This window comes from Acinetobacter sp. SFB (assembly GCF_001647545.1).
Classification (GTDB): Bacteria; Pseudomonadota; Gammaproteobacteria; order Pseudomonadales; family Moraxellaceae; genus Acinetobacter.
This window is the reverse complement of the sequence record NZ_LSZH01000011.1, coordinates 97,939-122,429: the sequence shown is the minus strand read 5'-3', so window position 1 is coordinate 122,429 and position 24,491 is coordinate 97,939. Positions and strand designations below refer to the sequence as shown.

The window sequence follows — 24,491 nt, the reverse complement described above, 5'->3', positions numbered from 1 at the left end:
AGGTAAAAATTATGCCACGTATTAAAGTTCTTCCACATGCGCAAATTTGCCCAACTGGTGCTGAGTTTGAAGTCGAACCAAATGCAAATCTTTGTGAAAGCCTATTAAAAAATGGCATCAAGATCGAGCATGCATGTGACATGTCTTGTGCATGTACCACTTGTCATATTGTTGTTCGCAAAGGTTTTGACAGCCTGGAAGAAATGACCGATGTCGAAGCCGACTTACTTGATCGCGCTTGGGGGCTTGAACCTGACTCGCGTCTTTCATGCCAGGTTAAAATTGTGGATGAAGATTTGGAAGTTGAAATCCCTAAATACACAATCAACCATGCTTCTGAAAATCATTAATTGATGCAGAATTAAAAAACCACGCTAAGCGTGGTTTTTTAATATTTTATTCTAGAGCAATAATGTCTAGTGATATTGTTCATCTTTCTGATCTTCGATGATTTCATCTTCTAGATTCAGTTTGACAATACCTTGAGAATTGGTCATTTTTTGCTGTTTTTGTATACGCTTGATCATTTTTTCAAGAACATTGAGTAATTCTGGATATTCATAATTTTGAACTTCATCCAGATTCAGCAATAAATGAAAGCCCTTATACTCATAATCAAACCAGCGCTGATAATCCGATTTACGCGACGTATATTTTTCCATCACTTGCCAAGTGTTCACTGGTCCTTGAATACCTTTAAGCTCAATCGGTGCTTTAGGCGCACACAAATAATCATTTTTAATCAAATTATAGGTATCATCGGAAACTAAAATTTCATCCACTGCTGCCGCACTTTGTAACCGTGCAGCTAAATTTGCATCACGTCCAACAATGGTATATGCCATGCGATGAGCTGCGCCATAATTCCCAACGTGACAGTATCCGGTACTGATCCCCATACGAATATGTAACGCTGGATAGCCCATTTTAATCCATCGCTCTCTTAACAGTTTCATTTGCTGACGCATCTCAATTGCCATGTCTAAACAAGTTTTTGCATCTTGCTCAACACCTTGAGAAATAGGATCACCAAAGAAAATTAAAATCGCATCCCCCATAAACTTATCAACAGTGGCTTCATACTGTTTCGCAATTTCTGTCATATGACTTAAATAGTCATTTAGCAAGAATGCCAAGTCATCCGGGATAAGGGTTTCAGAGAGCTCAGTAAAACCTTGAATATCTGAAAAGAAAATGGTCATTTTTTTTCGTTTATATTCAATTTTGGCTTCCGACTCACCTTTCATAATCGATTGCCACAATTGTACCGGTGCATAACGGCTGAGTTGATTGGCAAACTCCATATACCGATTCATTTGCTCATAATAATAAGCTTTACGATCTGTAATATGCTGGATTTGACTACGTTGGTAAAAACTTCCTACACCAAAATAAGTAATGAGACAAATGAAACCCAGAACAGTTAATTCACCTGTAGTCTGTTCAAAATACTCACCAAAACCAAAAATAAAAATATTGCACAGATAAAAAATTGCGACTCCAATCAAGCTCGCCAATGACACCATGAGAAATGAAATTTTATTACTGATTGCAGTATACAGAAGTGCAAAAAGTGAAAGAAAAGTCAGTACAAGGTTTAAATGAATGGCAGATAAAATAACTGAAATAACAACAACATCAATTAGAAAGAACAGACTGCGTTTTATTTTTGAATTATAACGGTACAGTAACCCATTGGATAACTTCGGGGTTATCAACAAGATAAAAATCAAGAATACAGGAACATAGATCTGATATTGCGTATCAGAAGATGTGTAATGATAGACAATGATGAGTAAAGCCAACATGATATATCCCATCAAACGATGAAAATATTCAAATTGTCTCGGCTCTTTTCTAACCCAGTCGTCTAATGGCACTCAATCGCTCCTGGTCCCAGTATTCCCACTAAACACTCCCTGTCTAGTTTTTTAAATTGCTTTGAATTAGTCCATACGCCAGTCAAATGGCATATCACCCTGACCGCGAAGTGCAAGCATTAAAGTTTGACGCATATGTGCAAGGACTTCGTTGCTATACGGAACAGCAGGTGTGCCCCAAACTGGTTTTGGCCAAGCCACGTCATTTTGGTAACGCACGACATGGTGAAAATGTAATTGTGGAACCATATTTCCTAAAGCAGCAACATTCATTTTGTCTGCACGGAATACACGCGCCAATTGGCTTGATAACCAGCTAGATTCGCGTAGGAATTGTTCTTGGTCGGCCTGACTTAATTCATATAATTCGCTAATACCCGGTACACGCGGAATTAATATGAGCCACGGAAATTGCATATCATTCATTAAACGACATGTTGACAGTGGAAAGTCGCCTACAAAAAAAGTGTCTTGAGCAAGTTGTGGATGCAAACTAAACATATCTTTATAAATTATGCAAAATTAGAATGATGGCTAATACTATCACATCCAATGAGACGTGAATATTCTATGCAATGTGTTTCATTACAAATAACTCACTATTTGCATAGAACATTTATAGGCTCATAAATTTAATAAATTTCTTTAAAAATTCAAGTGTTTCTTTGCGATAAAACTTAAATCATGAGAAAATGAAGCTGTGAATGCACATTATTTAAACACTTACTTTCTGATCAGTGAATTTCTTTTAACAAACTTGCCAGCAAATCAGAAATAAACTGAATTCTTTTTTGATAATCTTCTAGCATCACCATGATTTTTAACCGTTGACCACCATCCATACGGAAAAAAGTCGGATGTTTTTGCATCATTTGAATAATGCTCATAGCTTGAACCGGAGTATCGGGTGAAAACTCGATATGACCGCCTTTTGAACTGATATCAACCTTGGTAATTCCCAACTGCTCGGCTTTTAAGCGAAGTTGATGCACGGCAAATAATTGCTTCACAGGTTCGGGTGGCACTCCAAAACGATCAATCAATTCCATCCGGATATTATCGAGTTTTTCCTGACTATCGGTATTACTGATACGTTTATAAAACATCAGACGCTGGTGTACATCACCTAAATACTCGTCTGGAATCAATGCAGGCATATGCAGATTAATTTCAGCCGTTAATGATAACGGTGCATCAAAATTGGGGGTTTTGCCTTTTTGAATAGCTTTGGTCGCCTTTTCCAGCATTTCCATATACAGGCTATAACCGATCGCATGCATTGAACCACTTTGTTGTTCACCGAGTAATTCACCTGCACCACGAATTTCTAAGTCCTCCGTGGCAAGCATAAAACCTGCACCTAAATTCGATGCACGCTGGATGGCATCCAGACGTTTTTCTGCATCACCTTTCAAGCCTTTAATTGAAGGTACCAATAAATAGGCATAGGCTTGATGGTGCGAACGCCCGACACGTCCTCGCAATTGATGTAACTGCGCGAGACCCAACTTGTCTGCACGTTCAATCAAAATGGTGTTGGCATTTGGAACATCAATACCCGTTTCAATAATCGTTGAGCACACCAAGACATTGTATTCTTTATGATAGAACTGCTGCATCACCTGCTCCAGTTCACGCTCACGCATTTGACCGTGCGCAACCGCCACTCGTGCCTCAGGCACCAATTCACGAATACTTTGTGCTGCGCGTTCAATGCTATCGACTTCATTATGTAAAAAATAAACCTGACCACCACGAAGTAATTCACGCAGAATCGCTTCTTTAATCGATTCAGTGGTGTGTTCTTGCACAAAGGTTTTGACTGCTAAACGGCGTGCTGGTGGCGTGGCAATAATAGATAAATCACGCATACCGCTAAAGGCCATATTTAAGGTACGCGGAATTGGTGTCGCAGTCAGGGTTAGCATATCGACATCGGCGCGCATGGCTTTAATGCGTTCTTTATCGCGGACCCCAAAGCGATGCTCTTCATCGACAATCATCAAGCCCAAGTTTTTAAACTGGATACTTTCCTGCAAGATTTTATGTGTTCCAATCACAATATCTACTTTACCATTGGCCAAATCTTCAGCCGTTTTAACATGCGTTTTATTAGAACCAAAACGGGACATTACTTCAATCTGAATCGGCCAATCGGCAAAACGGTCTCTAAAGGATTCATAATGCTGCTGCGCCAACAAGGTCGTCGGCACTAAAACAGCGACTTGTTTATTGTTTTGCACCGCTAAAAATGCGGCTCGCATCGCGACTTCGGTCTTACCGAAACCAACATCACCACAGACCAGACGATCCATCGGTTTGGCCAGTTGCATATCATGCAGGGTTGCTTCAATTGCATTGGCTTGATCTAGAGTTTCCTCATAAGCAAAGCCACTGGCAAATTGCATATACGGGCTTTGCTCAAGTTCAAAACTAAACCCAGGTTTTGCCTGACGACGCGCCTGAATATGCAACAGTTCAGCGGCGACATCATGAATCTGTTCCAAAGCCTTACGTTTTGCCTTGTTCCAGGCATCGGTCCCTAATTTATGTAATGGCGCTAAATCGGGATCACCGCCACTATAACGGCTGATTAAATGTAAGTTAGTGACTGGAACATATACTTTGGCAGCATCGGCATAATCCAGCTGTAAAAATTCATGATCTTGCTCATCAATACTTAACTTGACCAAACCCGCATAACGCCCCACGCCATAATCGATATGCACCACCGGTGCACCAATACTCAGCTCCGTTAAACTGCGGATTAAAAACTCTTCCGAAACTTCTTGCTGGCGTTTACGACGGCGCTGGACTACCCGATGTTCATAGAGCTGATTTTCAGAAATCACGGTAAGGTGATCAGGAATTACCAAACCACGATCAAGTGGCGCACTGGTAATGGCGATAGCATGAAGTGATTTTCTAAACTCTGCAAAATTTTCTACATTAGGAATATCACCCAAAGCTGCCCGCAGAGCATCTTTTAAGGTTTCACGGCGACCTGCACTTTCAGCAACTAAAAGTACCGGATGATTGGCAGCATCAATATATTTTTTAACCGCCGAGAAAGGCTTTTCCTGTTTCGGATCGACCGGTAAACGTGGCGGCAATTCGGTATTAAGATTAAGTACCCCGGTTTTATCTACAAACTCTTCTGAAGATGCAATGATTCTGGCAAAGTGATTCAGTTGTTCCAAAACCTGATTCGGTTGCAGGAATATTTCTTCTGGCGGCAAAATAGGATGATCAACATTATGGCGACGGTCTTCATAGCGTCGAACCACATCTTTCCAAAAACTGGTTAAACTTTCATCAATATGCTTGTCTGTAATGACAATGCCATTCCTTGGTAAGTACGCCATCAGAGTGCTTTGGGTTTGCATCGCTTCTTTGTTAAAGAATAAAGGAAAATAAAATTCCAAGCCTGGAGAAGCAATGCCTTCCAGGACATCCTGATAAACTGGATTTTTCTTCGGATTTGCATTCGGAAAACTTTCTGCATAACGGTCACGGAAAGTCGCACGCCCTTCTTTAAGGGGAAATTCTTTGGCAGGCAATACCGAAAACTGTTGTAAATTTTGCGTAGTTCTTTGCGTTTCAGGATCAAAGAACTTTAAGCTTTCAATTTCATCGTCAAACAAATCAATGCGGATCGGCGAATTTTGCCCGGATGCATAAATGTCCATAATGCTGCCACGTACCGCAAATTCCCCATGATCATAAACGGTATCCACCAGATGATAACCCGCTTGAATCAAGCGCAGTTTTTGTTGTTCCAGTTCAAACTTTTGACCCACTTTAATATCAAAATGCTCACCCAACACCCAAGAGGTTGGCGCAACTCGTTGTACAAGCGTAGAGGCAGATAGAAGCAATACGCCCTGCTTTGGCATATTCGATAAAATGGAAAGACGCTCTGATACGATATCCTGATGCGGAGATAAACGGTCATAAGGCAAAATTTCCCAATCCGGGAAAATGGTCGGTTTTATGCCATAAAACTCTAATTCACTTTCCAACTGACCCAGGTGCTGATTATTTTTGGCAACAATAATGAACAATTGCTTATTTTGCGCGGCAATTTCTTTAAACAGTAAAGCTGCAGATGAGCCTTGTAAATTACCGACCCAGCGTTTTTCACCTGCTTTTAATTGCTGCAGATTTAATTGGGAAATTTCTTGTTGGAACATGTATATAGCTTTTGGTCTAAATGACATGAGCAGTATATTAGCATGGGTTTTTTCTCGGTTGAGTTATTTTTATATGCAAGTCCTTTTTCTATCTAAATCCTTTGAGATAGCATGTCTTCAATGCCTATTTCCCAATCATTTTTCGCGTAAGAAATTGCGGTAATAGTCATTCAGCTTTTGAATGATTTGCTTTAACTGCAACAGGTTTTCTTCGGTGTTGCCTAAACGCGCCACGAAGCGTTGACTGGCAATTTCCAGATCAATTTTTTCATTGATAATCATGGCAGCGAAATATAAGGCTTTTAAATCGTCAAACTGGGCTAATTTTCGATTGGAGAAATACGACAGCCGTTCTGACAGTTCATTAACCACAACACCATCGACGATATAGCCCTGTTCTGGATGGAACAGGATATTATTTTCTTCTAGAAAAAGTTGTTCAGCAGATGGCTTGGAACTTTTAAACAGTCTTGAACCTGTAAATAGTCCAGCGAGTTTATTCAACATAAGCATTACAATGATTAAAAATCCTAACTATTTTAAACCTGCGCTGCTTTATATTCAGCATTATTTTTCATAAAAGTTGTGCAATCACTTCTGAAACCAGATGACTAAAGGTAAAATTTCATCTCACTGTTCTTGGGTCAGTAATGCCTGCTCCAATACAATCTGTTGAATGATTTTGTTTTACGCAATACATGGCTTGCCAATTTCATCACATTTGACATGTCCTAAAATTGGATCGAGTAAAGTCACAATAGCTACACTTCGCATTACTGCATCATAACACACCTGCTCATTGGCTTGAATGCCCTGAATACATTTTGTAATCCAAACTCGAAATGGCTTGTGTCAGCCATTCAATCGATTCATTAATTGCGGTTCTTGCCAATGCACTTACTGACAACCCGGGCAGTAAAGTTTTAGCTTTGGTGGCTTATGCATGGACTGGTTTCGGTGCTGCTTTCGACCCCTTGATTATCTTGTCTTTGTTCTGGAAACGTAAGACTTTAAATGGCGTGATTGCGGGTATTATTATTGGGGCTGTGACAATCATTTTATGGAAAAAGATCCTGGCCAGTACGGAACTGTATGAAATTATTCCGGGCTTCATTCTTTCATTTGCGAGCATTGTTGTAGTGAGCTTGCTTGAAAAATGCCTTCTCAGGAAGTATTGCAAGGTTTTGAACAGGTATATGATTTGTATAAAAGGAAATGACAGCGTTAAAAAATGAAATACCTGCCTAAGCTAAAAATCCCTACTAAAACCCAGCTGATTTTTACTTGAATTTTACTGGAAGACAAAGGGCCTAAGCTCCTTTTTATTGCTTCTATTTTTGTCCTTTATTTTTAAGATGAATTTTCGAGCTTTCTTTAATCACTTCCATTACCGGATAGCTTCGTGTTTCTTTTACCCCCGGCAATTGCCAGAGCACCTGTCCTGAAATTCTGCGGAACTCTTCCATATTGGCACAGCGAATTTTCACCACAAAATCGAAACTGCCACTGATCATATGGCATTCTACAATTTCAGGATATTGCATGATCGCATCGGAAAATTCTTCCAATACATTGCGTGTGGTTTTATCCAGTAAAATTTCCACAAAAACTACAAAACTGGCATTTAGCATGTCAGGGTTCAGCTTGGCTTCATAGCCCAAAATAAAACCGTCTTTGGCTAATTTCTGCACCCGTGCCAGTGCTGCAGTGGCTGACAAATTCACTGCGTCAGCCAGTTTGATATTTGAAATCCGTCCATCATTTTGCAGAATATCTAAAATTTTAATATCCGTTCTGTCTAATGTGAAAATCGGGCTCGTCATCTGAATTATTCTCTAAAATAAATAAAAATTATAGTGAGTTATTCGGCATCCTTTCTGTAATCATAAATTATATACGGTATTTGACTCAACAAAAAATTGGCAGTCACAGGACGTTGGCATGAATATGATGGATACAGAAACCCGCATCAATCCGGCGAAACCTCACTTTGAATATATTACTGAGTTCAAAGAAAAGAATAATTATGCAGTTGAGGTTAATACTGCCTGGCGCCGTGCTGAACCCGAGTGTGTTGAAAATCTGCTTGAACATAGCCAGATTTCTGAACAACTGAATCAGCGTATTTATGATCTTGCATTTAACCTGACCCATACATTGCGTGAACGTAAAAGCTCGAATGGTAAAGCGGGGATCGTTCAGGGTTTATTGCAAGAATTTTCATTATCTTCTCAAGAAGGCATAGCCCTGATGTGTCTGGCAGAAGCCTTGCTTCGTATTCCGGACAGCGCCACCCGTGACCTGTTGATTCGCGACAAAATCAATCAGGGCAACTGGAAAGAACATGTCGGACAAAGTAGCTTGATATTTGTCAACGCTGCGGCTTGGGGTCTGATGCTGACAGGAAAACTGATGAAAACGCCAAAACAAAAAAGTTTATCCAGCGTACTGACCGGGCTGTTAGCACGTAGCGGTCGCGCTATTATCCGTAAAGCGGTAGATGTAGCAATGCGGATGATGGGTGAACAGTTCGTTACTGGTGAAACCATTCAAGAAGCTCTAGAACATGCTGAACCTCTAGAAGACAAAGGTTTCCGATATTCCTATGACATGCTCGGTGAAGCGGCACTCACAGAACATGATGCTGAACGTTATTATCAAGATTATAGCCATGCAATTCATGCCATCGGTCAAGCTTCACCAGACAAAGATGTTTATGACGGCCCTGGCATTTCGATCAAGCTGTCTGCCCTGCATCCGCGCTATCAACGTGCACAGGTTGAGCGTGTGCATGAGGAGCTGTATCCAAAAGTACTGCAATTGGCAGAACTGGCGAAACGCTACAATATCGGTCTAAACATTGATGCAGAAGAATCTGAACGTCTGGAAATTTCTTTAGCACTATTAGAGCGTCTGTGTTTTGAGCCTAGTCTTGCCGACTGGAAAGGGATCGGCTTTGTGATTCAGGCCTATCAAAAACGCTGTTTCAATGTCGTTGATTACATAGTGGATTTAGCAAAACGCAGTCAAAAACGCTTGATGATTCGTCTGGTCAAAGGTGCTTACTGGGATAGTGAAATCAAGAAAGCCCAGATTGATGGCATGAGCGACTATCCGGTATTTACCCGTAAAGTACATACTGATTTATCCTATATTGCCTGTGCCAAAAAACTCCTGGCTGCCCCACAGCAGATTTATCCGCAGTTTGCGACGCACAATGCCCAAACGCTGGCCACGATTTACCATCTGGCCAATCCACACCAATATTACAGCGGTCAGTATGAATTCCAGTGTCTGCATGGCATGGGCGAACCCCTATATGAGCAAGTGGTGGGCGATAAAATGGATAACAAACTGGGCGTGCCTTGTCGTATTTACGCACCGGTCGGCAATCATGAAACGTTACTGGCGTATCTGGTACGACGTTTACTGGAAAATGGCGCCAATACCTCTTTCGTGAACCGTATTGCAGATAAATCCTTAATAATTGAAGATCTGATTGAAAATCCACACTCAGTAATTTTGAAAAATGTTACCAAAGAATCACAGATTGGGCAAAAGCATCCCGCGATTCCCCTCGCACCTGATTTATACGGCGATACTCGCTCAAACTCGACCGGTCTGGATTTAGCCAATGATCAGGAGTTAATGTCGCTGAATCAAACTGCACAAGATTTCAGTCAGCAACAATGGCAAGCTCAGGCTTTGGGTAAAAACCTCAGGAGCGAAGATAGTCTGACTGATGATAATTCGGAACTCATTACCATTTTAAATCCTGCCAATCACTCCGATGTTGTCGGCCATGTACAAGAAGCAACTGCTATACAAGTCAATCTGGCATTGGATAATGCAGTCAATACTCAAGCTGAATGGACAAATACGCCGAAAAATATACGTGCCGCTTGTTTGCAACGCGCTGCAGACATCATGCAATCGCGTTTGCAGGAATTGATGATTTTACTGTGCCGTGAAAGCGGTAAAACCTATGCCAATGCCATTGCAGAAGTTCGTGAGGCCATCGACTTCCTGCGTTATTACGCTGCGCAAATGATCGATCTGGATCAAAATACATTGATTCAACCACTCGGCCCCATGTTATGTATCAGTCCATGGAATTTCCCATTGGCTATTTTCACCGGACAGATTGCAGCAGCACTGGTCGCCGGAAATACCGTACTTGCAAAACCGGCTGAACAGACACCGCTGATTGCCACGCAAGCGATTCAAATCTTTTGGCAAGCAGGTATTCCTCAAGATGTTTTGCAACTGCTTCCCGGCCACGGTGAAACCGTCGGTGCGCAATTAAGTGGGGATACGCGTATTCAGGGGATCATGTTTACCGGTTCAACCGATGTGGCCAAAATTTTACACAAGACCCTTGCGCACAGACTGAGTCAATCTGGTCAGCCCATTCCACTGATTGCGGAAACGGGTGGTCAAAATGCCATGATTGTCGATTCATCCGCACTAACCGAACAAGTGATTCTAGATGTGCTAAGTTCGGCTTATGACAGTGCCGGCCAACGTTGTTCTGCCTTACGTGTGCTCTGTGTACAAGAAGATAATGCAGATAGCGTCATTAATATGCTGAAAGGCGCCATGCAACAACTGTATGTTGGTAATCCGTTCCTGTTAAAAACCGATATCGGCCCTGTGATTGATATAGAAGCGCAAAGCAATATTCAAAAGCATATTGATCAGATGCGCAGCAAAGGTCATCCCGTTCATCAGTTCATGTTAAATCCTGCACAGGATCAAGCTTTAACCGAAGGCACTTTTATTCCCCCGACGCTGATTGAATTACCAAATCTGGACGATTTGCAGCGTGAAGTGTTTGGTCCTGTGTTGCATGTGATTCGCTATAAATACGGGCAGCTGGAACAGCTCATTGAACAGATTAATGCCAAAGGTTATGGCCTCACCATGGGGCTGCATACCCGTATTGATGAAACCATTCAAACCGTGATTGCACATGCAGAAGTCGGCAACTTATACATCAATCGCAATATTGTCGGGGCTGTGGTCGGCGTTCAGCCCTTTGGCGGTGAAGGTTTATCCGGTACAGGTCCTAAAGCGGGCGGTCCTATTTATCTGTACCGTTTGATGCAACACTGCTCTGCTAAAAAACTGGCAACTCCTTTTGCAACTCAATCTCTTGAAACACAACCAGCGCATCAGCCTTTATATGAACTGTTTTATCGCTGGGCTGAGAAAAACTTTCCTCAATATCAACTTACACCGTGCCCCGCTTTCTGCTCAGGTCATCATTATGACTTGCAAGGCCCCACTGGTGAAAGTAATCAATATGTCGTACTCCCCAGAAAACGGGTACTTTCTTTAGCGGATCTGGAACAGGATCAGATTCAGCAATTGGCGGCAATTTTTGCAGTCGGCAGTCAGCCTGTCGTTCTGGCTAAAAATACCTTTGTGCTCAAATATCTTTCTAACATGCCAAAAGAAATTGCAGATCGTTTTATTTTTATTCAACATATTGAAACCGATGATTTTGAGGCAATACTACATCACGCCACCAAAGCCCAACTGCAAAAGTTGCAACATCAGATTGCTTCTCGCCCAGGTGCGATTATCGGTATCACGCATTTGCAGCCGCTCGATTATGATATTCCTTTAGAACGATTGGTGATTGAGCGCGCGATCAGTATCAATACCGCTGCAGCAGGAGGTAATACCAGCCTGATGACCTTAATTTAAGGCTAAATTTAAAAGCTTAATTCTATAACTCTCATGTTTTTCCTCTTTAGTAAGTCGACCGTTCCTTGGTCAGGTTGACTTGGCTTGTTTTTCATAACCATCTATTAATTTACTGATTTTTAAATCAATTTATACCTTAAGCTTAAAATCATCATCATTAATAAGTACTCTCTATATCTAGCCAAAATTTTGGTTGAAACGATATTTCTGCCGCAGAATGGGCAATAAGTTTAGTCATCTTATGCAAACTTTGTTACCATCCCTGTTTTCAATGTGTTCGTGATTTTTACTGCATATGACTTCAGCTTATCAGTTACAACTTGATGCCAAGATTGCACGTATTTCTGCTCAATTTGCCGAGTTTAATCCTCCTTCTTTAGACGTATTTCCGTCGCCTGAACAAAACTTCCGTATGCGCGCAGAATTCCGTATTTGGCATACTGACGACGATATGTTTTATGCGATGTTTGAACGCAGTGAAGATAACCAAAAACAAGTGATTCGCATTGACGAATTCCCGATTGCAGATCAGAGCATTAATCAATTGATGCCGATTTTGCTGCAAGAACTGAAAAGCAATCCGGTATTGTCTAAACGCCTATTTGAAGTTCATTTTCTGACGACTTTAAAAGGCGAAATGCTGGTGTCAATGATTTATCGTTGCCCGCTGGATGCCGAATGGGAAACCTTGGCCAAACAACTGGCTGAAAAACTGAATATCAAACTGATTGGTCGTAGCCGCGGTCAAAAAGTGGTATTAAGCGATGAGTTTGTGGTTGAAAAACTGCAAGTATTCGATCGGACCTATCAATACAAGCAAATTGAAAGCAGCTTTACCCAGCCCAATGCACAAGTATGCCAAAAGATGCTGGAATGGGCATGTAATGCTGCAGAACAGTCGGACAAAGACTTACTTGAACTATACTGTGGTAATGGTAACTTCACCCTGCCACTATCAACCAAGTTCAATCGCGTACTGGCCACTGAACTGGCTAAATCATCTGTTTATGCGGCGCAGTGGAATATTGAACAGAACCAGATTGACAATATTCAGGTTGCGCGTCTATCTGCTGAAGATTTCACCCAAGCCTATAATGGTGAACGTGAATTCCGCCGTCTGCAGGAAGCCGAGATTGATATATCCAGCTATGATTTTGACACGGTATTTGTTGATCCTCCGCGCGCAGGTATTGATGATGAAACCTTAAAACTGATTCAACGCTTCGAACGTATCATTTATATTTCATGTAATCCTGACACTCTAGAAGATAACTTAAAGACCTTATCAACCACGCATAAAGTGACCAAATTTGCCATGTTTGACCAGTTCCCCTATACCCACCATGTAGAATCCGGTGTATTACTGGAAAAGATTTAAACAATTTATTTCATTGTTAAGTTTATATATGTGGTTATTTAAATGAAGTTCGCTGGAGCTTCATTTTTATTTATATTAAAATCAATAGAATATAAGCAATTCCAAATAGTAAATCTCATAATATCGTTAAACTTGCCCCATATCATCGGAAAATTTAAAGTTCAATTGCTGCTTTTATCACTGACATAGGCTTGTATTATTTAGGGAATTGGATATATTTCGAACTATGTTAAGTGGCATAAGAAGGCTCTATGAGTTTTTGGCAAAAGCTGTTTTCCGCTAATCAACAGCAAAACGAACACAAGAATCAAATCTCGTGTGTCGAAAATGATTACTCTTGTAAATCGAATGAACAACTGATCCAAGCTTTAGCAAAGGCAACAGATGAGGATGTCATCATTGGAATTAAAAAGGTGTTAGCTTCACGAGGTTATAGCCGTAAAGAGTTAAACGAATTACAGCATCTACCCCTCCAATAGTAGAGTCTAATTCAAAGGCATTTAGTTCACTAAATGCCTTTTTATTTGCCTGTCAAAACTGTTCATTTTTAGATTTTAATACTTCGAAACATAGTTCCGTGAATTCATCCAAAAATTACTGTTCCCTTGTCGTTAAAAGTGCTTTACTCATATTTGAAATATTTTAATAAATAAAATAAGAATGCCTTAAAAATAAAAAATGAGTCGAATAAAAAGGAAAATATATGGAACGGTATTATCCTAGACTGGCAATATTATGCAGCCTCATATCAAGCCATAGCATGGCTGCAGCAATGGATCAATCGGGCCAATCCTTGTTGCCTTTTCTAGAAGTGGGCCATTATTTTGAAGCTTCCCTTAATGCGGCTGATCCTGAAGTGTCAGGACACACTTTAGGTACACGTCCAGATCTGGTCAATTCAGCTGTTGATGACTATTCAACCAATAATGTTAGCCAAAATTTTCAATACTATAGCGCGGCCCTTAAACTTCAATTAACCCCAGAACTCTCTTTCGGCATCCTTTACGATCAGCCATTTGGCGCAGACCTTCAATATCCACTCAAAGACAATGGCAGTTTTTCTGATCCATCGGTTAGTCAACAAGGTACACAGATCAATGTGGATAGCCAAAACCTTAGTCTGGTTTTAGGTTATCAACCTTTTAAAAACTACAATTTTTATGCAGGACCCGCTTTTCAGACTATTAAGGGTCATGTTTCGCTACGCGGATTGGTTTATCAGGAATTTAATGGCTATAACGCTATTTTCAAGCAAGATGCGGCCATTGGCTGGCTGGCTGGTTTCGCCTACCAATTGCCTGAAAAAGCACTAAAAACTGCATTAACCTACCACTCCAAAATTGATCACAAAATCAATGTCACCGAAAATGTCTTAGGAACAGCTCTGCTTTTGACTGATGAAAATAAAACTAAAATTTCCACACCTCAGTCCGTCAACCTCGATTTTCAAACGGGTCTTACGGTTAGCACTTTGTTTTACTCCCGTATTCGTTGGGTCAACTGGAAAGATTTTGTGATTCGCCCCACCCAATTCAGTGCATTATCCCAACAGTCAACGGCCACAATGAGTGGCGGAGCTTATAGCGATGGATTCAATCTGGATGACTATCGAAAAGATCAGTGGAGCGCGACAGTGGGTGTGGCAAAAAAATGGACACCGCAATGGTCGGGTGCCTTTGATATTGGTTGGGATTCGGGTACAGGCAATCCGGCCTCTATCTTTAATCCAACTAAAGGATATTACGGAATGGGTTTAGCATTACAGTTCAATCCTCAATCCAATTATTTTATTTCAGGCGAGGTTAAATACTTTTGGTTGGGAGATGTAACTGTACAAGATGGAACTTATAATCTACCGCTTCCAGGCGTTTCAGAAGCTTCGAAAGTAGGTGAATTCAATGACAATCATGCTATAGGCTATGGTTTAAAAATTGGATATCATTTTTAACTTATCAATAATCTCATTCAGTTAATAGTACAAAATCCACCCAAAACTCACTATAAATGTAAATTTACAAATTAAAAATCATGCTTATACCTAGTCCAAATACTGGAATGAGGCAAAAAAAGTGGAAATTATAAGGTACATAAGTAGATCATTTTAACATTTGAAAACCTTAGTCTTTTTTACAACTTTGTGCATCAATATACCCAATCATTGGGCCAAGTTTAAAAGCTGAATCTGCACGTTTTAATTGTGGGATATAGGCGCTTGAAATTGAGCCATCCAGATACAATGCATTCTGCACTTTTAATTGTTGTTGGAAAAATTGTGCAAATTGATAAAAACTCACCGCAGTATTGCTGATCACAAAATAGAGCGTCTGATCTTTAATCCCCACGCCATTACGAATTTTAAATGAGTCTGAATGCTCTAAAAATTGCGGATTTATTTTTCCATTAATCACCAGCATCGGCCCAGATTGCGTCGCATAATCTGCATTAAACTTTATCTTGGCGTAGTCATCTGTGGTGGCGATTATGCTTTTATTCTGATTCCAGGCCAGCACACCATTCGGCTGAAGATAAAAATTACCAAAGCTTTGTTTTATCCTGTTTAATTTATGCTTTTGTTGGAATGCTTCTATATATAAACCGACAGCAGAATAATCTGAATGATACATTCCTGCATTCATGGCAAATAATAACTTTTCACAAGACGTTAATTTTTTCTGAACTGCATCAAATTTATGCAGCGGCTGATTGGTTTTAGCATCATTTAAAAATAAACGTAAGTTTTGAGGCTGTTCTATCTTTACGACATCTACATCAACAGCATTGCTTTGCCAGCGCTCCACGTAAATTTCTGCATGGCTGACTGAAGCCATATTTAAAGCGAAAATTACGGTATATTTTAAGAAAAACTGATACTTCATTTTACCTTTCCCGAATCACTCAGCTTTAGGCTGAAATTTTATCCCATGCTTGTAGTTTTTATAAAAAAATCTTTAAGCTTAGTGAAATAGTCGATTCTTTTATGAAGAAGCAGTAAACTACGTCAACAAAATACATTTACAACTTTATTGATTAAGTCTGGAATGCAACAGCAGAAAATCCGGTTTCCTTTAGGAACACATCTTATTGTTAAACACTTAGGCTATTCCCATCATGGCATTTATGCAGGGCGTGGCCGGGTAATTCATTATTCGGGTTTTGCACATTTATTCAAAAAACGTCCGATTGAGATAACATCCATAGAAAAGTTCAGTTTTGGCAAAACCATTATTGTTCAACACTATAACAATCCCAAATTTACGGGCCGTAAGGTTGTACGGCGTATGCGTTCTCGTATGAACGAAAACAACTATCATCTGATTATTAATAATTGCGAACATTTGTGCACCTGGGCCATTACCGGTGTTGAAAGCAGTCCACAAGTCATTCACATGATGAACCGCCTGACCACCATTGGCTATGTCAGCTCAATCATGAGTTATATGAATAGCATGTTGCTGACCATCACCACCACCTGTTTCGCTTTGGTGTTATATATCAAGAAAAAATTACGCGATAAAGCAAAAAAACGTCTGCCGCCCTCCTTACTATTAAAACAACCTGAAGAAAAAAATCCTTAATTTTGAATTGGGCCACTATCTATAAAAGATAAAAAGCCCCTATCAAAGGGGCGTAAAAAACTGAAGAGATGTGCTGCTCAACTCGTGTTATTCAACTGCAAACGCTCTAAAAAAAGCACAATGAAAATTTTAATTTTGCTCAGTTGATAAGATGCTTATATTGAGAAACTCAAAGCCTTTAATCAAAGGGTGGAAGTTTGTCATTGACCAAGTTCAGTTGTGCACCATATTCCAAATAGGCTTTAGCGCCATCTAACAGTGTAGTGAAATCATTGGTCTGTTTAATCACAAAAGCAATTAGCTCTGAACCGTCTAAAGGAATCTCGTAGTTACGGATTCTAACAAAGGTTTCATTTTCGGATATTTTTTCAAAAATGAAATCTACCGTAGACTTTGGTTCACCCCACCTGATCTGGATTAATTGATTATTAATCAACTGTTCCACAAAAACACTGGTCGTCACCTCATATTTTTCCCAGTACCAATCTACGTTTTTATTTTCCATTAAATGTCCCGTAGAGGAAGTAAACCAAAACTTGCTGGTAATTTCTGGATCAATAAAGGCATTGAATACCTCAGCAACCGCTTTACGAATTAACATCTGTGTCTCGATAACGACATTATTCATTTTTCTTAGCCTCATCTTTTTACAATGATAATCTCTATACTTTCGCATTGATGAAAGGTTTTAGCGCAGAAAAAAGGATGGATTTTATAAGATTACATAAGAAACTATACACAGTTAAAACCAATTCTTGCTTGGAGGCTACAAAAAAGCCCAACCGAAGTTGAGCTTTTTAAATTAAAGCACAATTAAATTATTTACCTGGCTTAAAGCTATCTTTTAAATCCAAAATACGGTTAAACACCGGCTTATCGTTTGTATGATCATATTGATCTGCCACGAAGTACCCTTCACGTTCAAACTGGAAACGATCTTCAACTTGAGCTTGTGCCAAAGCAGGTTCAATCATCGCCTGAAGCACAGTTAAAGATTCCGGGTTTAAGTGCGCCAAGAAGTCGTCATCTGCATCCGGAGCAGCTTCAGTAAACAAACGATCATAAACGCGAACCTCAGCAGGCACAGCTTTGGTTGCAGAAACCCAATGCACCACACCTTTGACTTTACGGCCTTCCGGATTTTTACCTAAGGTTTCAGGGTCAATTGAACATTTCAGTTCAACCACTTCACCCTGCGCATCTTTAATCACTTCGTCGCATTTAATCACATAAGCATGACGTAAACGTACTTCACCTTCTGGAATCAAACGTTTAAAGCCTTTTGGCGGCACTTCTTCAAAGTCTTTACGATCAATATAAATTTCTTTAGATAAAGGAATAATGCGATCCCCCATGTCTACGTTCGGATGACGTGCATGGGTTAAATCCATATCTTCAGGCAAGTTGGTCAAGGTCACTTTCAATGGATTTAATACCGCCATACCACGTGCAGCGGTATTTTCTAAAGATTGGCGGATACAGTATTCAAGCATTGCCACATCAACAATACTGCCATCCACTTTAGACACACCTACACGCTTACAGAAATCACGCAGACCTTCAGGGGTAAAACCACGACGGCGCATACCGACTACGGTTGGCATACGCGGGTCATCCCAGCCATTAACATGATTGCCTTCAACCAATTTACGCAATTTACGTTTCGAGGTAATGGTGTAATCGACATTTAAACGGCTAGATTCGTACTGATGCGGAACAGATGGCGATTTAACCTTTTCAATCACCCAGTCATAAAACGGACGGTGATCCTGAAATTCCAAAGTACACAATGAATGCGTAATGCCTTCAATCGCATCTGATAATGGATGTGCGTAATCGTACATTGGGTACATTTTCCATTTATCACCGGTTTGGTGATGTTCAGAATGAAGTACACGATACAAAATCGGATCACGCATATGTACGTTTGGAGATGCCATATCAATTTTGGCACGCAGTACGGCTTGTCCTTCACCCAAACCGCCATTGTTCATCTTTTCAAAATTGGCTAAATTATCTTCAACAGAAGCTTCCCGATAAGGAGAGTTTTTACCCGGCTCTTTGAAATTACCGCGGTTTAACTTAATTTCTTCAGGCGTTTGCAAATCGACATAAGCATCGCCTTGTTGAATCAATTGAATTGCCCAAGCATGTAACTGGTCAAAATAACTCGATGCGTAACGAGGTTCACCATTCCACTCAAAACCTAACCATTTTACGTCATTGGCAATACCGTCTACATATTCTTGTTCTTCTGCATCTGGATTGGTATCGTCAAAACGCAGGTTGCACACGCCATTAAATTCCTGGGCAATCCCAAAATTCAGACAAATGGCTTTTACGTGACCAATATGTAAATAACCATTCGGTTCTGGCGGGAAACGTGTTACCACTTGTTGTGTACGGCCTGCTGCTAGATCGTCAGTAATCACTTGGCGTACAAAGTCTAAGCCAGGCTGTTGTTCTTGCTGCGCAGCATCGACAGATTGATTTTGAGTTGTCGGGTTATTTGGCAGGGATGAAACAACATCATTCGGCTTCATAGTTGATAAATCACTTCTATAAGATAAAATAGGATAATTAAAACGCTTTTCTCAATTTTTAACAAAGAAAGTAACGTTTTTGCTTGCCTTGTAGTTTACAGTTTGCTTATGCTTCTCTCAACCAAAAAACCATGGGTTTTTTTGTCCATGATCAGGAGATTATAGAATGAGTTTTCCTCAAGTCGAATTAAACACCAATAAAGGACGTATTGTCCTTGAACTTAACGATGAAAAAGCCCCGATTACCGTGGCTAACTTTCTTCAGTATGTACGTGACGGTTTTTATGATGGCGTGATTTTTCACCGTGTCATTGAAAACTTCATGGTTCAAGGCGGTGGCATGGATGAAAACTTCAAAGAAAAAGCCACACGCGATTCTATTGAAAATGAAGCTGACAACGGTTTAAGCAATGAAGAAGGTACGGTCGCAATGGCGCGTACTCAAGCACCTCATTCTGCTTCTGCGCAATTTTTCATTAACGTGAAAAATAACTCTTTCCTTAACCACACTGGTAAAACCGCACAAGGCTGGGGTTATGCAGTATTTGGTAAAGTTGTTGAAGGTTTAGATGTGGTTGAAGCAATTAAAGGCGTTCGTACCGGTAACCGTGGTCACCACGCTGACGTTCCTTTAGAAAATGTAGTTATTGAATCTGCTAAAATTATTTCTGAATAAAAACCTCCTCTGCGTCTTTAATCAGTTTTTAAGGCACTGCTTTAAGAAATAAGGCTAAAGACATAGTCCCTCTATTCACTCGATGGACTTGGAGAGGAAATATTAAGGAAAATACGTGACCTATCTGTTTATCGCCGATTTACATTTGTCACCTGAACACCCTCGACTCGTTCGGGGGTTTTTGGATTTATTGGCACACTATAAAAATAAAGACACGCAGCTTTATATTCTAGGTGACTGGTTTAATGCCTGGATTGGGGATGATTACTCTGCTCCATGGCTAGATGACGTTATCACTGCTCTACAACAATTCACTCAAGCCGGTAATCATGTTTACTTTCAAGTCGGCAACCGCGACTTTGCGCTGGGTCAAGGCTTTTTAAGGCAGTTCAATGGCTCTTTGTTGCCTGATGTGGATACCTTAAAGATTGGTGATCTCCAGATCCGTCTTGAACATGGCGATCTGCTTTGCACCGATGATGTGTCCTACCAGAAATTCCGTAAAATTATTCGTAATCCGCTACTTTTAGGTTTTCTTAAAAGTATGCCTTTGAGTTTTAGACAGAAACTGGCGAATGGTTTCCGTAAAAAAAGTGCCGAAACCAAACAAGTGAAGTCTTATCAGATTATGGATGTGAATCAACAAGCCGTTGAACAATCCCTTCAAGCAGTGGATGTACTGATTCATGGACATACCCACCGCCCTAATATCCATAATGAACATGGTAAATCACGGATTGTTTTAGGCGACTGGCGCGAACACGAAGCACAAATTTTAGAAATTGATCCAGAACAGGATTATCAAACATTAGAATTAAAGACTTGGACTTATTAATTTAAATTGCACATCCCTTTTTGATCGTATAAAAGCGAAATCCTTTACAGCGTATTACTCATGACCGTTGTTTATTTATTCTGAATATAATCAACCTACCTAATCATTTCTTGATTTGTAAATCAATTCAAACATAATCAGCGTATAACATTTCATTCAATTTTAGAGATCTGCATGTCTAATTTTAGCAATATCACAGTGACCCATCATGACGACGACAAAGTTTCACTTTTAGTCGACGGAAAACCTATTTCCGAACGCTATGCTGTGCAATTTGAAAGCAATATTGTGGATGAATTAAAAGCACTGCAAGATGGTAAAGCGCTGAAATTATTTGACCAGTTTATCTTTTCTCATACTGACCTGAATTTTGAACATGCGTATAGCTACGTGACGTGCATGGTTAAAGCAGATTCTCATTATAAAGTGCTGTGTAACTTCGTTTATAAAATTACTGCTGCCGGTCAAGCGCCGATGGAAAACGTGATTACCAAGCAAGGGCAGCCTATGACTAGCGACGATATTCGTGAATTCATTGACAAGCATGTGGCAATGTCTCTGAATGAATATACTGATTTAAAATACGCATACTAATACAAAAGCCCCTGCTCGATAAAAAATCAGGGGCTTTCTATTTGGCTTAAGCAGTTGTTCTCTATTATTTAGAATTATTGAGATTAATAGCCATCCGAAACTTTCGGTACATCTACCCCATTTTTGTATTTGGCCAAAAGTTCACGCAGTGAATTCATCAGTACACTGGTATCTACGCCCACTGCTACAAACTCCGTCCCGAGTTCCAAATATTGCTGAGTGGCTTCATGCTGTGTGGATAAAATCCCGGCTGCCTTCCCTGCTGCACGAATACGTTGAATCGCATTCACCACTGCCTTTTGCACATCCGGATGGTTTGGATTGCCTTGATAGCCCATGGTTGCAGACAAATCCACAGCACCAATAAACACACCATCAATGCCATCCACCTTTAAAATATCATCCAGGTTTTCCAGACCTGTGACTGATTCAATCTGAATCAACAGACAAATATTTTCATGAGCAGTCTCATAGTAATTCGGAATACTGTTCCAACGGGTTGCACGTGCCAGAGCTGCTCCTACACCCCGAATCCCTTCAGGCGGATAACGCACTGCTTTCACCATCAGTTCTGCTTGTTCAACCGTTTCTAACATCGGAATCAATAAGGTTTGCGCGCCAATATCCAACAATTGTTTAATCAGTTGCACGCTGCCAATGGGTGGACGCACCACGGCCTGGGATGGATATGCTGCAATACTTTGCAATTGGGAAAGTGTGGTTCTTAAATCACTGGGCGCATGTTCGCCATCAATCAGCAACCAGTCGTATCCGGCATTGGCTGCAATTTCTGTAGCGTAAGCATCTGCCAAACCGACCCATAACCCAATTTGCTGTTGAGTTTTTAGTTTTCTTTTAAAGTGATTGCTAAATTCCATACACCTGCTCTCGGAGTGGTTTATATTTTACTTAATAATGATTAAACGCCATTTTTCTAAAAGTACCAATATCGAAAACCTATTTCTTGATGTGCTAAAACGCTTAATTTATTGAAAATACCCATACCTGGTTTTATAAAATCATGGATCAGATTTGAAACTTAAGCTAAACAAGATACCAATACTGCCTGATATAAAGTGTAATAAATTAAGTGAAGAAAGCTATTTACTATGCATATTTTTTTATCATGCCAAAGTCTATAGTGACATCCACGTGTTATGAACCATTTGGATAGCTCTTCAGGTAAAATGACCAATATAATTTATAAGTGGAGTAATCATTCATGGATCTTTTAAACGTCTCGAAAACCCGTTATACCACCAAAGCCTATGATCCTATTCGAAAAATCCCCAAGGAACAGGTTGCACGTTTATTAGAAATCTTACGTTTAACTCCATCTTCTATCAATATCCAACCTTGGCACTTTTTTATTGCGGATAATCAGGCAGCTAAAGAACGGATCGCTAAAGCACTGGTGGGGAAATATGCCTATAACGCGCCCAAAGTTCTAGATTCGTCACATACTATTTTGTTCTGTACTAAAGCAGATATTAGCGAACAGCATTTAGATAACTTGCTTACTCAAGATGATATTAGTGGCCGTTTTAAAGACTCAACCGCCAAACAAGGCCAAAAAGATAGCCGTAGCGGTTATGTCAATTATTATCGCAATGAAAAAGGTGATATTCAGCGCTGGGCGGAAAATCAAACCTTTATTGCCTTAGGTCAAATTCTTTTGGCTGCTGGAATTGAAGGCATTGATGCAACACCCATTGGTGGATTTGATGAACAAATCATCAGTGATGAATTACAGTTAACAGAAAAAGGCTTAATCTCTTCGGTATTACTGACACTTGGTTATCGTAGTGAAAATGATTTCAATGCCCAACTGCCAAAATCACGTCTAGACAAAGAACAGATTTTCACTCAGCTTTAATTAACGATTTATTACAATAAAAGGGGGGTATCGCCCCCTTTCATGTCATTTCAGGTCTTATTCTTGCAACAATATTGAGGTATATTTGCGCTAAAAATAAAAGGTAGTTCATATCATGATTCCTGCTACAACTAAAATGCCCATGAAATTTGAATGTACATACTGCAACAAAATTTATATGCATCAATATTCCACCAATGCGATTTCTTTTTACCCGACATGTCCAGAATGCAAGCAGGCTGGCTTACTTTTAGGAACTGCCGACACCATTGACATCGTTAAGCACCCAAAAACTTTTGCAAAAACCCTATTTAAACAGATATCGCATAAGCTAGGCAAAGCACACTAGTCACACCTAAAAGTAAACCCACCGCGGTAGCAAGCTTTAATTTTTCTTTAAAGATGATTAAGCCGCTGAATGCACCAAATAGCACCACGAGAATATTCATGCCTGCAAACACAATTGCAGGTGTGTCTTTCAATAAAATATGCGCTTTAACATACAGTGCAATATTGGCAAAATTCAGCGCACCCAAGCCCAGTCCAGCCAGAATGTTCTTTTGGCTACCCGCCGTTTTTGTGGTAATCGCAATATAAGTCAATGACAGTATAAATGCACAGATAAACATTAAATTTAAGGCGACGGCAAACTGTACGCCTAATCCAGTGGTGTATTTGAGCAGCACATCAATTAATGCATAGCCAAACCACACCAGGGCAAGATATAACATCGCCTGCTTTGAAGATGGCTGCCCTGTCTCGGCTTGATGAGAAAATAAAATACTGATTACTGCCGCAATTCCCAAAGCAATACCGATGATTTTTACGCTATTGAACTGTTCCTGAAAAATAAAAAATGCGGCCAAAAGTGAGAGAACTACAGATAGACGCTGGGCAATTTCAGTTTTAATAATGCCGGCATATTGCAATGATTTGGCTAAGCATAAAAAAATACTCGGCAGCAAAACACCTAAGGCAACAATCAACCACCACGGCGTATTGAGTATGGAAATATGCTGCAGATCTGGCTTAAACCATAAAAAGCATAACAAACTGGCAGATGCATAGTTCCAGACAATCATTTGCAATGCATCAAAACCTTTGGCTTTAGCGAGCTTTAACAGAATTGAGATGATGACACTACAGCATGCCGCTGCAAATATAAGTTCCATCTTTTGCCTTATTTTTAGGTATTAAATACAGAAAAGCCCACAACAGATGTGGGCTTT

General features: G+C 40.2%; 21 protein-coding genes and 1 pseudogene. 11 read left to right on the top strand and 11 right to left on the bottom strand.

Features of this window, described 5'->3' with window-relative positions; translation table 11 throughout:
* The first annotated feature begins 11 nt into the window (after positions 1-11).
* Complete coding sequence (gene fdx / locus AY606_RS05070) at positions 12-350, top strand: ISC system 2Fe-2S type ferredoxin (protein WP_067865695.1); 339 nt, start codon at positions 12-14, stop codon at positions 348-350.
* A gap of 66 nt (positions 351-416) precedes the next feature.
* On the opposite strand, the gene AY606_RS05065 is transcribed toward fdx, so the two are convergent.
* The 5 genes and pseudogenes from AY606_RS05065 to aspA all read right to left on the bottom strand — a co-directional run.
* Positions 417-1,880: an adenylate/guanylate cyclase domain-containing protein gene (locus tag AY606_RS05065; RefSeq protein WP_067865693.1), complete on the bottom strand. Its 1,464-nt coding sequence runs from the start codon at positions 1,878-1,880 to the stop codon at positions 417-419.
* Positions 1,881-1,946: 66 nt separating this feature from the next.
* On the bottom strand, positions 1,947-2,381 hold the full coding sequence (locus AY606_RS05060; RefSeq protein WP_067865690.1) for an HIT domain-containing protein: 435 nt from the start codon (positions 2,379-2,381) through the stop codon (positions 1,947-1,949).
* A 233-nt stretch (positions 2,382-2,614) separates the two neighbouring features.
* Positions 2,615-6,073 (bottom strand): transcription-repair coupling factor, encoded by a 3,459-nt coding sequence (mfd, locus tag AY606_RS05055; RefSeq protein WP_067865688.1) that lies wholly within the window; start codon positions 6,071-6,073, stop codon positions 2,615-2,617.
* Positions 6,074-6,208: 135 nt separating this feature from the next.
* Positions 6,209-6,580: a hypothetical protein gene (locus AY606_RS05050; protein ID WP_067865685.1), complete on the bottom strand. Its 372-nt coding sequence runs from the start codon at positions 6,578-6,580 to the stop codon at positions 6,209-6,211.
* 183 nt (positions 6,581-6,763) lie between these two features.
* Positions 6,764-6,953: pseudogene (aspA, locus tag AY606_RS16565) on the bottom strand (aspartate ammonia-lyase); the annotation flags it as partial.
* On the opposite strand from aspA, the gene AY606_RS05045 reads away from it, so the two are divergent.
* Positions 6,916-7,308, top strand: coding sequence for a sodium:solute symporter family transporter (locus AY606_RS05045; protein WP_067865682.1), 393 nt, complete (start codon positions 6,916-6,918; stop codon positions 7,306-7,308). The pseudogene aspA and the gene AY606_RS05045 sit on opposite strands and share 38 nt — an antisense overlap.
* Positions 7,309-7,404: 96 nt before the next feature.
* Here AY606_RS05045 and AY606_RS05040 read toward each other — a convergent pair whose 3' ends face one another.
* Positions 7,405-7,896 carry an Lrp/AsnC ligand binding domain-containing protein gene (locus AY606_RS05040; RefSeq protein WP_067865679.1) on the bottom strand — a complete coding sequence of 164 codons (492 nt, stop codon included), beginning with the start codon at positions 7,894-7,896 and terminating at the stop codon, positions 7,405-7,407.
* 118 nt (positions 7,897-8,014) lie between these two features.
* Here AY606_RS05040 and putA point away from each other — a divergent pair, with 118 nt between their 5' ends.
* The 4 genes from putA to AY606_RS05020 all read left to right on the top strand — a co-directional run bounded on the left by putA (position 8,015) and on the right by AY606_RS05020 (position 15,111).
* Positions 8,015-11,785 (top strand): trifunctional transcriptional regulator/proline dehydrogenase/L-glutamate gamma-semialdehyde dehydrogenase, encoded by a 3,771-nt coding sequence (gene putA / locus AY606_RS05035; RefSeq protein WP_067865677.1) that lies wholly within the window; start codon positions 8,015-8,017, stop codon positions 11,783-11,785.
* 295 nt (positions 11,786-12,080) lie between these two features.
* Positions 12,081-13,163 (top strand): tRNA (uridine(54)-C5)-methyltransferase TrmA, encoded by a 1,083-nt coding sequence (gene trmA, locus AY606_RS05030; protein WP_067865674.1) that lies wholly within the window; start codon positions 12,081-12,083, stop codon positions 13,161-13,163.
* A gap of 251 nt (positions 13,164-13,414) precedes the next feature.
* Positions 13,415-13,642 carry a hypothetical protein gene (locus AY606_RS05025; RefSeq protein WP_067865671.1) on the top strand — a complete coding sequence of 76 codons (228 nt, stop codon included), beginning with the start codon at positions 13,415-13,417 and terminating at the stop codon, positions 13,640-13,642.
* A gap of 293 nt (positions 13,643-13,935) precedes the next feature.
* Positions 13,936-15,111 carry an outer membrane protein transport protein gene (locus AY606_RS05020; RefSeq protein WP_502692109.1) on the top strand — a complete coding sequence of 392 codons (1,176 nt, stop codon included), beginning with the start codon at positions 13,936-13,938 and terminating at the stop codon, positions 15,109-15,111.
* 169 nt (positions 15,112-15,280) lie between these two features.
* On the opposite strand, the gene AY606_RS05015 is transcribed toward AY606_RS05020, so the two are convergent.
* A complete protein-coding gene (locus AY606_RS05015) occupies positions 15,281-16,039 on the bottom strand; it encodes a phosphodiester glycosidase family protein (protein WP_067865665.1) in 759 nt (252 codons plus the stop codon).
* Between the two features lie 162 nt (positions 16,040-16,201).
* Between AY606_RS05015 and AY606_RS05010 the strand changes: the two genes are divergently transcribed.
* On the top strand, positions 16,202-16,738 hold the full coding sequence (locus AY606_RS05010) for a lecithin retinol acyltransferase family protein (RefSeq protein WP_067865662.1): 537 nt from the start codon (positions 16,202-16,204) through the stop codon (positions 16,736-16,738).
* A 178-nt stretch (positions 16,739-16,916) separates the two neighbouring features.
* Here AY606_RS05010 and AY606_RS05005 read toward each other — a convergent pair whose 3' ends face one another.
* Both AY606_RS05005 and AY606_RS05000 read right to left on the bottom strand, forming a co-directional pair.
* Positions 16,917-17,366: an SRPBCC domain-containing protein gene (locus AY606_RS05005; protein ID WP_067865659.1), complete on the bottom strand. Its 450-nt coding sequence runs from the start codon at positions 17,364-17,366 to the stop codon at positions 16,917-16,919.
* Positions 17,367-17,556: 190 nt separating this feature from the next.
* A complete protein-coding gene (locus AY606_RS05000; protein WP_067865657.1) occupies positions 17,557-19,281 on the bottom strand; it encodes a glutamine--tRNA ligase/YqeY domain fusion protein in 1,725 nt (574 codons plus the stop codon).
* A gap of 166 nt (positions 19,282-19,447) precedes the next feature.
* Between AY606_RS05000 and AY606_RS04995 the strand changes: the two genes are divergently transcribed.
* The 3 genes from AY606_RS04995 to AY606_RS04985 all read left to right on the top strand — a co-directional run bounded on the left by AY606_RS04995 (position 19,448) and on the right by AY606_RS04985 (position 21,386).
* Positions 19,448-19,957 (top strand): peptidylprolyl isomerase, encoded by a 510-nt coding sequence (locus tag AY606_RS04995; protein WP_067865654.1) that lies wholly within the window; start codon positions 19,448-19,450, stop codon positions 19,955-19,957.
* Positions 19,958-20,072: 115 nt separating this feature from the next.
* Entirely contained in the window at positions 20,073-20,792 is a 720-nt protein-coding gene (locus tag AY606_RS04990) for a UDP-2,3-diacylglucosamine diphosphatase (protein WP_067865652.1), read from the top strand.
* Between the two features lie 174 nt (positions 20,793-20,966).
* Positions 20,967-21,386, top strand: coding sequence for a hypothetical protein (locus AY606_RS04985; protein WP_067865649.1), 420 nt, complete (start codon positions 20,967-20,969; stop codon positions 21,384-21,386).
* An 83-nt stretch (positions 21,387-21,469) separates the two neighbouring features.
* On the opposite strand, the gene hpaI is transcribed toward AY606_RS04985, so the two are convergent.
* The gene (gene hpaI / locus AY606_RS04980; RefSeq protein ID WP_067865645.1) at positions 21,470-22,264 is read right to left on the bottom strand and encodes a 4-hydroxy-2-oxoheptanedioate aldolase; all 795 of its coding nucleotides are present in this window, start codon (positions 22,262-22,264) and stop codon (positions 21,470-21,472) included.
* A 344-nt stretch (positions 22,265-22,608) separates the two neighbouring features.
* Between hpaI and nfsB the strand changes: the two genes are divergently transcribed.
* The gene (gene nfsB / locus AY606_RS04975; protein ID WP_067865640.1) at positions 22,609-23,262 is read left to right on the top strand and encodes an oxygen-insensitive NAD(P)H nitroreductase; all 654 of its coding nucleotides are present in this window, start codon (positions 22,609-22,611) and stop codon (positions 23,260-23,262) included.
* A 311-nt stretch (positions 23,263-23,573) separates the two neighbouring features.
* On the opposite strand, the gene AY606_RS04970 is transcribed toward nfsB, so the two are convergent.
* Positions 23,574-24,434 (bottom strand): EamA family transporter, encoded by an 861-nt coding sequence (locus tag AY606_RS04970; RefSeq protein WP_067865637.1) that lies wholly within the window; start codon positions 24,432-24,434, stop codon positions 23,574-23,576.
* Positions 24,435-24,491 lie beyond the last annotated feature (57 nt).

What these genes read in the sequence shown, in the direction of transcription:
- fdx (WP_067865695.1), top strand. Translation starts at nt 12, where the DNA reads ATGCCACGTATTAAAGTTCTTCCACATGCGCAAATTTGCCCAACTGGT.
- AY606_RS05060 (WP_067865690.1), bottom strand. Translation starts at nt 2,381, where the DNA reads ATGTTTAGTTTGCATCCACAACTTGCTCAAGACACTTTTTTTGTAGGC.
- mfd (WP_067865688.1), bottom strand. Translation starts at nt 6,073, where the DNA reads ATGTTCCAACAAGAAATTTCCCAATTAAATCTGCAGCAATTAAAAGCA.
- AY606_RS05040 (WP_067865679.1), bottom strand. Translation starts at nt 7,896, where the DNA reads ATGACGAGCCCGATTTTCACATTAGACAGAACGGATATTAAAATTTTA.
- AY606_RS05015 (WP_067865665.1), bottom strand. Translation starts at nt 16,039, where the DNA reads ATGAAGTATCAGTTTTTCTTAAAATATACCGTAATTTTCGCTTTAAAT.
- AY606_RS05005 (WP_067865659.1), bottom strand. Translation starts at nt 17,366, where the DNA reads ATGAATAATGTCGTTATCGAGACACAGATGTTAATTCGTAAAGCGGTT.
- AY606_RS05050 (WP_067865685.1), bottom strand. Translation starts at nt 6,580, where the DNA reads ATGTTGAATAAACTCGCTGGACTATTTACAGGTTCAAGACTGTTTAAA.
- AY606_RS05010 (WP_067865662.1), top strand. Translation starts at nt 16,202, where the DNA reads ATGCAACAGCAGAAAATCCGGTTTCCTTTAGGAACACATCTTATTGTT.
- AY606_RS05025 (WP_067865671.1), top strand. Translation starts at nt 13,415, where the DNA reads ATGAGTTTTTGGCAAAAGCTGTTTTCCGCTAATCAACAGCAAAACGAA.
- AY606_RS05020 (WP_502692109.1), top strand. Translation starts at nt 13,936, where the DNA reads ATGGATCAATCGGGCCAATCCTTGTTGCCTTTTCTAGAAGTGGGCCAT.
- hpaI (WP_067865645.1), bottom strand. Translation starts at nt 22,264, where the DNA reads ATGGAATTTAGCAATCACTTTAAAAGAAAACTAAAAACTCAACAGCAA.
- putA (WP_067865677.1), top strand. Translation starts at nt 8,015, where the DNA reads ATGAATATGATGGATACAGAAACCCGCATCAATCCGGCGAAACCTCAC.
- AY606_RS04985 (WP_067865649.1), top strand. Translation starts at nt 20,967, where the DNA reads ATGTCTAATTTTAGCAATATCACAGTGACCCATCATGACGACGACAAA.
- AY606_RS05000 (WP_067865657.1), bottom strand. Translation starts at nt 19,281, where the DNA reads ATGAAGCCGAATGATGTTGTTTCATCCCTGCCAAATAACCCGACAACT.
- trmA (WP_067865674.1), top strand. Translation starts at nt 12,081, where the DNA reads ATGACTTCAGCTTATCAGTTACAACTTGATGCCAAGATTGCACGTATT.
- nfsB (WP_067865640.1), top strand. Translation starts at nt 22,609, where the DNA reads ATGGATCTTTTAAACGTCTCGAAAACCCGTTATACCACCAAAGCCTAT.
- AY606_RS04995 (WP_067865654.1), top strand. Translation starts at nt 19,448, where the DNA reads ATGAGTTTTCCTCAAGTCGAATTAAACACCAATAAAGGACGTATTGTC.
- AY606_RS04970 (WP_067865637.1), bottom strand. Translation starts at nt 24,434, where the DNA reads ATGGAACTTATATTTGCAGCGGCATGCTGTAGTGTCATCATCTCAATT.
- AY606_RS05045 (WP_067865682.1), top strand. Translation starts at nt 6,916, where the DNA reads ATGGCTTGTGTCAGCCATTCAATCGATTCATTAATTGCGGTTCTTGCC.